This is a genomic window from Sandarakinorhabdus sp. (genome assembly GCF_041689835.1).
Classification (GTDB): domain Bacteria; phylum Pseudomonadota; class Alphaproteobacteria; order Sphingomonadales; family Sphingomonadaceae; genus Sandarakinorhabdus.
In genome coordinates, this window is record NZ_JBDNFM010000224.1 from 1 (window position 1) to 9,493 (window position 9,493).

Consider the following 9,493-nt stretch of genomic DNA (forward strand, 5'->3'; position numbering starts at 1 on the left):
CATAGGGCCGGGCTTCAAACAGCGCGCGTTGATGGCGGCGGATCATGCGGTAGAAATCGAGGCTGAGATCGGTGCGGGTGTAGAAGGGATCATCATCGCCGCCGTGCGCCAGCCCGGGCGTGAGTTCGGCGATGCGGGCCAGCGTCGCCAGCGCCAGCGCATCGTTGCCGAAAAACAGGAAACCATCGCCGCCCTGGAAGCTGGCTTCGGCCTCGACACGGATGCCGGCTTGCTCGAATTGCGCCCGCGACCAGGGGCTCAGTGGCCAGGCCAGCCGATCGGTGAAACTGGCCGGGTGGGCGCCGCGGCCCATCGATTCGCCGTGGGTGTTGAAGATCAGCGCGGCGACGTCTGCCAGTCCATTGGCCGTCATGGCGCGTGCCAGCCGGCCCTGCAGCCGCTCGATGGCGAGCGCTGCCGGCACTTGGCCCACAAAGCGCCCGGCATCGGAAAAGCCGGTCTGGATGGCGACCCGGCCGCGGCGGCGGGCGTGATCGCGATACGCCGGCTCGGCCAGCAGCGCATCCAGAAAACGGCCGCCGTGCTCCAGCGCGGTTTCCGTCTCGAATAGCGGCGACACATCCACCTTGTCGGATATGCCGAACAGCCGGGCGAAATACAGCGCCGCCAGCACGGTGGTGGGCTGTTCGCACTCGGCGATCAGCAGGCGGATCGGCGTGTCGGCATCGATATGCTTGAGGATCGCCGCCATGGCGAGGAACTGGCGCACGGCGGTGGTGCTTTCTACCGCCAGCGCTGCGAAGTTGGAGCGCAGCGGCTGCACCGTTTCCAGCAAACCGCGCAGGCGGAGCAGCGCCTGGCCGCCGGTCATGTCGAGCGTGCCATCGGGATCGATGCGGCGGCGGATGGCATTGTGCAATTGCGCCGCGTTCACCCGGAAATGAACCCAGCCCATGCCCAGCCCATCGGTGGCCATGGCGCCGGCCAGCACCAGGCGCGGCATGGCCTGATCGGCGGGCAGGCTGGCGGCGGCGGCGCGCAAGGCGGCGATGGCGTCCGCAAGGCTGGTCAGCGCATCGGCGTGCGGGGCGCTGATCTGGTTGGCGATGACCGACAGCGCCGCGGCGTCTTCGGTGTTGCCGGCCAACAGTGTCGCCTGGCGGTGGGCATGGGCACCGGCACGCGCCAACCGATCGCCCAGCGCCGTTTCGCCCAGCGTGGCGGCTTCGTTCGCCATCAGCGCCAGCCGCGCCGCCTTTTCCTGCGCGCGGAAACCGATGCTGGTCGCCCAACCGATATCGGTGCGGCCATCCATGTCATAACCAACCCAGGTCGCCACCCGGAACAGGCAAGGGGTGAGGTTTTGCCAATCATCCGGAAAGGCCCGCGCCGCCGCGGCCAGCACTTCGCCGTGCAGCCGGTCACGCGCAGCGATTGCGCGGGTGAGGGCGGCCAGCACCGCCTCATGCTCCTCCACCAGGCTTGGCGAAGGCCGAATTTCAACTGGCACAATGCTGACAGGCGCACCGCTTACAGCCGCCCTCGCCACCGCCGCATATTCATCGGGGGTGAGCAGGAAGGTGGGGTGGGCGGTGAACACCACATGCAGCAGCGGCGTTGCCCAGCGCGCCCTGAAGGCGGCGAAATCACCCGTGGCCGAAGCCTCCACCTGCGCGCGGAAGGCGGCGATATTGGCCGCATCGTCCTGGCCGCCAAGCAGCCGGCCCAGCCGGTTGGCGCGTGCCTGCAAGCCTTCGCGGCCCAGTTCGGCAATCGCCTCGGCCAGCCCGGCGAGCGTGACCTCCCCGGTTTCCAGCGTCCGCGAAATCTCCAGCCCCAGCTGGAACACCGGGTTGAACAGCGGTGTTTCCGCTGTGCGGATATGGAGTTCGGCGAGGCGCTGGCGATACTGCTCGATCATCGGGTCATGGTTGCCGCATTTGTGCGGTGCGGCAAGGCCGATCAGGCTGGAAAGCGACAGGCCTGATCGCGGCCGACGAAATGCAGATCGGCAAACCAGCCGCGCGCCTTGCCCTTGGTCTGATCGGTATCAACAGCCACGGCCACCAGCGTTGGTTTGCCGGCGGCGCCGGGGAAGGCGCGGGCAAAATCGCGCGCCACATCGGCGCGCTGCGCTGTCCAGCGGCCGGCATTGGCGCTGCCGGTTTGGGCCACCACCATGCGGGCACGATCAGTATAAGCGTTGGGCGCGGTGGTGCCGACGGGGTAGCGATTATCCCACACATAATTGATGGCCGCATCGGGGATCGCGCCGGGAAACAGCCGCCGCGCCAGCGCCAGCTTGAGCTTGACGCCCATGCTCAACTGCTTGCCGGGAATATCGAAACCGACATAGACGCGCGCGGCATAATCATCGCCTTGCCTGGTCATCATGTTGGCCTCCGCCACCGGCGCATCGATGCGCCAGCGCCAGCACAGCATTGGCGTGGCTGCCAGATCGGCGCTGATTTCGCGGCCCAGCAGCGCCATGGACGCGTCGGCGTTGCCCTCCACGCCGGTGACGCCATCGATGCGCACGATGCGATACTGGGTGAGCGGAACCTTCTTTGAAACCGCGTTCACCCGCCACGGCGGCGGCACCGGGCCTTCAGCCGGAAACGCCATCAACTGGGCGGCGATCAGCGCGGGCAACAGCGCACTCATTTGCCAAAAGTCGCCCACGCGCTGGCGGTGCGCTGCACAACGGTGAGCAGGCACAGGCCGGCATAGGCCAGCGCAATGCTGGGGAAATGCTGCGGCCACAGGCAGCACATGATGAACACGATGATCGTCTCCGTCCCTTCGGCCAGGCCGGTGTTATAGAAGAAGCTTTTGCGGCCATGCGCGGTAGTTTCGAGGCCGCGTTTGGCGGCGACGGCGGCAAAGGCGAGAAAGCTGATGCCGGTAAGGCCAAAACAGCCCATCAGCACCAGCGCGGGCTTGAGATTGGCCGGATCGGCGAGGCCAAAGCCCAGCGGCACCGCCAGATAGAAAACGAAATCGCCGACAATATCGAGATAGCCGCCAAAATCGGTCTGCTGCGTCGCCCGCGCCACCGCGCCGTCCAGCCCGTCGAGCAGCCGGTTGACGATGATCAGCGCCAGCGCCGCCGCGAACTGGCCGTGGGCCAGCGCCGCGCCGGCCGCAATACCCAGCGCGATGCCGGCGGCGGTGAGGCCATTGGCCGTCACGCCCAGATTGGCCAACACGCGGCCCAGCGCGTTTAGTGGCGGATCGATCAAGGGGCGAAGGCGGGCGTCAAACATCGATCATAGAGGCGTTACCAGGCCGATCATCGCGCCGGTCATCAAGGTGGCCAGATTGCCGGCGATCCAGCTTTTCATCCCCAACCCGGCCGCCTCGGCGCGGCGCTGTGGGCACAGGCTGGCGATGGTGGACACCAGCAAGCCGATGCTGGCCAGATTGGCAAAGCCGGCCAGCGCATAGGTAACGATCAGCCGGCTGCGCGGATCGAGCGTGCCGGCGGGCAGCGCGGCCAAATCGAGATAGGCGACATATTCGTTGAGGATCGCCTTGGTGCCCATCAGTGCGCCGGCGGCGGGCGCCTGATCCCACGGCACGCCGATTGCCCACATCAGCGGCGCGCACAGCCAGCCCAGCATGCGGCGCAGTGTGAGCGCCGCGCCGTCCACTGCCGGCGCCAGGGCCAGCAATTGATCGACAAGATTTACCAGAGCGAAAATGGTGATGATGATGCCGATCACCGCCAGCATCAGTTGCACGCCTTCCATGGCGCCGCGCACCACGGCATCCATGGCACCATCATAGGCCAGATCGGGTTCGGCGGGTTCGCTGGTGTCGGGCGTGCCGGGCACCATCAGCCGCGCCACCGCTAGCGCGGCGGGCAGCGAAAGCAGCGACGCGACGATCAGGTGGCCGGCGGCGTTGGGGATCACCTTGCCCAGCGTGCTGGCATACAACACGAGGATGGCGCCTGAAATCGTCGCCATGATCATTGTCATGATGGCAAACAGATCCGACCGGCTCATGGACGAAAACCACGCCCGCAGCACCAGCGGCGATTCCACCACGCCAAGAAACAGCGTTGCACCGCCGCCCAGCCCGACCACGCCGGAAACGCCCAGCGTTCGGCGCAAGGCCCAGCTGAGCCCGCGCACCATCGCCTTGAGGATGCCCCAGTGCCACAGCAGCGCCGACAGCGCCGAAAACACGATGATCAGCGGCAGGATCTGGAACGCGATGATCAGCGGCGGGCTGGCGCCGGCCTGCAAGGCAAAAGGCAGGGGCGCACCGCCGAGATAGCCGAACATGTAGGACGACCCGACCAGACTGGCCTTTTCGATGGCGGCAACGCCTTGATTGGCCAGGCCCACCGCAGCCCAGATCGGCGGCACCCGCACCACGATCACGGAAATCGCCAATTGCAGCAGCAGCGCAGCCGCCAGCCAGCGCAGGGCCGGCCGATTGGCACGGTCTTCGCTGAAAGCCCAGGCTAGCAGCAGCACCGCCGCCAATCCGATTACGCCCTGAAACTGCTGCATGGCAGATTGCATATCAGAACTAGCCCAGCGCGCGCTAAAACTTATACGCCGCGCCGAACTGGAACTGGCGGGGCGGGCCGGCGTTACGCTGGACGAACGCCGCGCCGCCGCCGAATTGCACCTGGTTTGACGTGGTGGCGGCGTTGGCAAAGCCTGACCGGTTGTTGGTGTTGAACAGGTTGAATACGTCTGCCGAAAGCTCGATGCGCTTGAGCAGCAAGTATCTTGTGCCGATATCCACCGTGGCCGACCATGGCAGCCGCGCCGAATTGCGGGCGGAGCCGGGATGGCGGTCGCTGTTGCCGACGAAATTTTCGCCAAATGAAGCGCCGTCGCCGTTCAGATCCTGCGTGCCGAAGATGCGCGCATCGGGCACCAGATTGACCGGCTGACCGGATTGGAAAAGCCCGGCAACGGTGAGTGTCAGGCCGCCGAAGGGGTATGCATAGCCCATCGCCGAAATCACGTGCCGGCGATCGTTGGCGGATGGCCCGTATTCGGTGCTGAAATCATTGCTGTTGGCGGCGCGGAAATTGATGTCGTCGGTGTCGTTTCGCAGCCTGGACAAGGTGTAGCTGAAGCGGAAGCCATAATCATCGGCCCCGCGTTCTTTTACTGCCTGCAAAATCAGCGCCGCATATTCGGATGTGCCGGCCGTTTGGGAAACAGTGATCTGCCGCGCCCCGCCGGCCGCCAGCGCCACCGGGCGGCTGGCATCGGCGGCGGCGACGCTGCGCACCAGGCCCAGTGTTTGCGCCAGTGCAGCGCGTGCCGCGTTATCGGGTGCAGCCGAGAGCAGCGCGATGTTAGCGGGAGTGAGCGCGGCAGCGTTTGGCGTGAACGGCGCCGGCGCATTGAGATCGCGCAGCCGCACCAGATTGCGGCTGCGGCTGTAGATGGCATCGACGCTGAGCGTGAGAGTGGAGGTGAGCTGATATTGGTAACCGCTGCTCAATTGCAGGCTCCACGGGCTGTCATAACCGGTGGGGGACAGGATGCGCGCTTCACCCAGCGTGGCAGTGCTGCGCAGCGCCTGCACCTGCGCCGGGGCCGGGCAGGCGGCTGCAGTTGCGCACGGCGGATTGACGGTTAGATTGCCGTCAAAGGTGACATCGCGCAGGTTAGCGCCGGCCGGGATGATCCCTCGTGTTTGCAACTGGGCCAATTGGCCGAGGAAGGCGGCGGAGGTGGTGTTGCGCTGGAGCGCGTCGGAGATGACGGCGTAAGACAGCTTGCCGGTGAAAATGCCGGCGCCGAAGCGCACAGCGGTGCGCGCATTCGGCCGCCAGTTCAGCGCCAGGCGCGGGGCGACATTATCGAAATCGCCGTTTGCGCCGCCTTTTGCGGTGAGGCTGTCATAATCCCAGCGCACCCCCAGCGTGGCGGTGAGGCGCGGGCCAAGCTGCCACTCATCCTCAAGGTAAAACGCCAGTAACGTCTGATCGGTGCCAAAGGCTTGCGGACGCAATTCGACGGCATAATTGGCCACGGCCGGGTTAAGCGCCAGCACGTCGGTTGCCGTCAGTGCCAAGCCGTGCTGGCCGCTGCGCAGGGCTGCCAGTTGCGCCGCAGTCAGATCGACAAGGAAATTTCCATCCGGGTTGCCGCCGCCAAACAGATTGAAGTTGGAGTGAATCACATCCGCCCCCAGCCGCAGCCGGTGCGCGCCCACACGGCGGCCGAGGCGGTGGGTGGTTTGCAGGGTGCGCTCGCGGCTGTCGAACAAATAGCCGGGGTGGCCGACAACGGCGGCTGTCAGCCCCGACGGATCGCGGATCACCACTTGCGGGCCGGGACCGCCGATGGCCTCGCCATAATCCCAGCTGAACCGGCTGTGTTGCACGGCGCCATCATAGCTCCAGTCGTCGCCGGCATAGCTGGCGGTGGCGGCGAGCAGTGTCGATTGGCGATCCTGATTTGAACCCGCCGATGGCAGGGCGGCATTGCCGCCGCCCAGCCCGCCGCCGGGCCGTTCGATGGTGACGCGGCCGATATTGGCGCGCACGCCGAGGGTCCAATCGTCGGTGAGACGGTGATCGAGGCGCAGTGAGGCGAGGTGGAATTGGTTGTTGCCGGTGACCGTATCGGTGATGCCGAGCAGCGGCGCATCGACCACCTGGGTGTTGCGGTCGCGCGTGAATTCATAGTTGATGTAGAAAAAAGTGCGGTCCCGCGCGACCGGCCCGCCCAGCGCAAAGCCGGCCTGCGCGCGTTCAAAGCTTTCGCCCACCGCATTGCCCGACAGGTCGCGGCGCGGGAAGGGCGAGGCGGCATCGAGCGGCCGGCCGGGGCGAACCAGCGCATAGGCTTCGCCGTGAAATTCGTTGCTGCCCGACGGCGTTGTATAGTTGACGATCCCGTTGGCGGTGCGGCCATAGGCAACCGAATAGCTGTTGGCGAGCACGGTGACGCTGCGGGTGAAGCCCAGCGGCACCGGGAACTTGATGCCGCCAAGGAAATTCTCGTTATTGTCGAGGCCGTCGATCAGATAATTGGTGTCCAGCCCGTTGCTGCCGTTGATCGAGACGGGCGGGGCCTCCGGGAAAAAGCCGGTGGAGGCGACCACGCCCGGTAGCCGCACCAGCGCGCCGATCACGTCGCGGCCTTCGATTGGCAGCGCTGTCAATTGTTCGCGGCCCAGGGAAGCAGACACTTCGGCGTTGACGGCGTTGAGGCCAACCACTGCGCGCGTGCCGGTGACAGTGACGGTCTGGCCCGCTGGCACCAGCCGCACGGTGATACTGCTGGAAAAATTGCTGCGCAGCGCCAGTACTTGCGGGGCGGCGGCGTCATAGGCAGCGCTGGCCGCGGTGCTGACGCGAAACTGGCCGCCGGTGGACAGGCCTTCAAGGCGCACCCGGCCCTGTGCGTCGGTGCGCTCCGCGCGGCGGAAGCCGGTGCCCGGATTGTCGATGATCACGTCGATATCGGCCGCTGGGGCGCCGCTGATGGCATCGACCACCCAAATCTGGATGCCGGCCTGTTGTGCCTGCGCCGGGCCGTGCAAGGCCGCCATGCCCGCCAGAAACACAGCCGCAGCCCGGTTCAAACCCTTCATTCCATTCCCTCAATTGCCTGGCGGCCCAAACGGGCGCAGCGCAGTTTGCATGGCTGCCGCGCTGCAAATACGCAACTGCGGCGCAATTGGTTACCCGCGGCGAAGTTATCGCAATCTCCAGGCATGATAGCGCCGCGCCAGCCGCAGCAAGCCTTGCGGCGCGTGGGCGCGTTTCCAGTTGCCTGCCGCAAATTTGTTGGCTTCGGCCATGGTGGGATAGGTGTGGATGGTGCCCAAAACCTTATTGAGGCCCAGCCCGTGCTTCATTGCCAGCACATATTCGGCCAGCAGCTCGCCGGCATGTTCGCCCACGATGGTCGCGCCCAAAATGCGGTCCTTGCCCGGCGGGGTGAGCACTTTGACGAAGCCGGTGGCGGCGCTGTCGGCTATGGCGCGGTCGAGTTCGTGCAGATGGTAGATCGTCACTTCGTGCGCGATGCCCTTGGCCCGGGCTTCATCTTCCGACAGGCCAACACGGGCGAGTTCGGGATCGAGGAAGGTCGTCCACGGGATGACGCGGTAATCGGCCTTGAAGCGGCGGAACTGGCCGAACAGCGCGTTCACCGCCGCATACCAGGCTTGGTGCGAGGCGACGTGAGTGAATTGGTACGGCCCCGCCACATCTCCGCAGGCATAGATATTGGGATACAGCGTGGCGAGATAATCGTCGGTGACAACGGTCTTGTCGGTCTCGATGCCAAGCTCTTCGAGGCCATAGCCCGTCAACCGCGCCTTGCGGCCAACGGCGACGATCAGCGCGTCGTAGGGCAGGGCGCGTTCCTGGCCGCCCTGGCCCACGATCAGGCTGTTGTCTCCCTCCACCCGCAGCGCGGCATGGCCGGTGAGCACCTCTACGCCCGATGCAACCAGCGCGGCATGGGCGATGGCGGCCACATCTGCGTCTTCGCGCGGCAGCAGGCGCGGGCCCATCTCCACCTGTTGCACGGCTGCGCCCAGCCGGGCCAGTGCTTGCGCCAGTTCGCAGCCAATCGGCCCGCCGCCCAGCACGATGATGCGGCCGGGCAGTGCGTCCAGCGCCGAAAACCCATCCCACAGCGTGTCGCTGGTCAGGTGGTTGGTGGAGGTCAGCCCCGGCAGCGGCGGCACCAGCGGCGCGGCGCCGGCGGCAATCAGGATGCTGCGAGTGGTCAGGCGCTGCGTGCTGCCGTCGTGGCGGGTAATTTCAACCGTCCACGGATCGATGATGCGGGCATGGCCCAGTTCCATGTCCACCCCCAGTCCGGTGTAGCGTTCCACACTGTCGTTGGGTTCGATGGCGGCGATGATGGCGCGCACGCGGGCCATCACGGCGCGAAAATCGAACTGCGGATCATGGGGGGCAAGGCCATAGGCATCGGCATGGCGCATCTGGTGGGCGATGCGTGCCGATTTTATCAGCGCCTTTGACGGCACGCAGCCATAGTTCAGGCAGTCGCCGCCCAACTTGTGGCTTTCCACCAGCGTCACCTTGGCCTTTACGGTGGCAGCGATATAGGCCGAAACCAGCCCCGCCGCGCCGCCGCCGATCACCACCAGATTGCGATCATAACGGCGCGGGCGCGGCCAGCGTGCATACACGCGCCGGCGTTTCAGCCCGCCCATCACCACTTTCCCAACCCACGGCAGCAGGCCCAGCGCAGCAAAGCTGGCGAGCACGCCCGGCGACGCGATATCGCGCAATGATGAAATGCCAGCCAATTGCGTGCCGGCGTTCACATAAACAGCGGTGCCAAGCAGCATGCCGATCTGGCTGACCCAGAAGTAGGTGAAGGTGCGAATGGGGGTGAGGCCCATCAGCAGATTGACCACGAAGAACGGAAACACCGGCACCAGCCGTAGCGAAAACAGATAGAAGGCACCGTCGCGCTCGACACCGGTGTTGATGGCGGCAAGGCGCTCCCCGAACTTGCCCTGCACAAGGTCGCGCAGCAGATAGCGCGAGACCATGAAG

General features: G+C 65.9%; 6 protein-coding genes. All 6 read right to left on the reverse strand.

Annotated features, from left to right (window positions below; genetic code table 11):
• The coding region (locus ACESL8_RS11970; RefSeq protein ID WP_372919148.1) for a phosphoenolpyruvate carboxylase at positions 1-1,882 on the reverse strand (1,882 nt) is incomplete at its 3' end.
• Positions 1,883-1,923: 41 nt separating this feature from the next.
• Positions 1,924-2,625, reverse strand: a complete 702-nt coding sequence (locus ACESL8_RS11975) for a DUF3047 domain-containing protein (RefSeq protein WP_372919150.1) — start codon at positions 2,623-2,625, stop codon at positions 1,924-1,926.
• Positions 2,622-3,203, reverse strand: a complete 582-nt coding sequence (locus ACESL8_RS11980) for a CDP-alcohol phosphatidyltransferase family protein (RefSeq protein WP_372919152.1) — start codon at positions 3,201-3,203, stop codon at positions 2,622-2,624. The genes ACESL8_RS11975 and ACESL8_RS11980 overlap by 4 nt, the downstream gene beginning before the upstream one ends.
• A gap of 27 nt (positions 3,204-3,230) precedes the next feature.
• Complete coding sequence (locus ACESL8_RS11985; RefSeq protein ID WP_372919154.1) at positions 3,231-4,496, reverse strand: NupC/NupG family nucleoside CNT transporter; 1,266 nt, start codon at positions 4,494-4,496, stop codon at positions 3,231-3,233.
• Positions 4,497-4,518: 22 nt separating this feature from the next.
• Positions 4,519-7,542: a TonB-dependent receptor domain-containing protein gene (locus ACESL8_RS11990; protein WP_372919157.1), complete on the reverse strand. Its 3,024-nt coding sequence runs from the start codon at positions 7,540-7,542 to the stop codon at positions 4,519-4,521.
• Positions 7,543-7,647: 105 nt separating this feature from the next.
• The coding region (locus tag ACESL8_RS11995; protein ID WP_372919159.1) for an FAD-dependent oxidoreductase at positions 7,648-9,493 on the reverse strand (1,846 nt) is incomplete at its 5' end.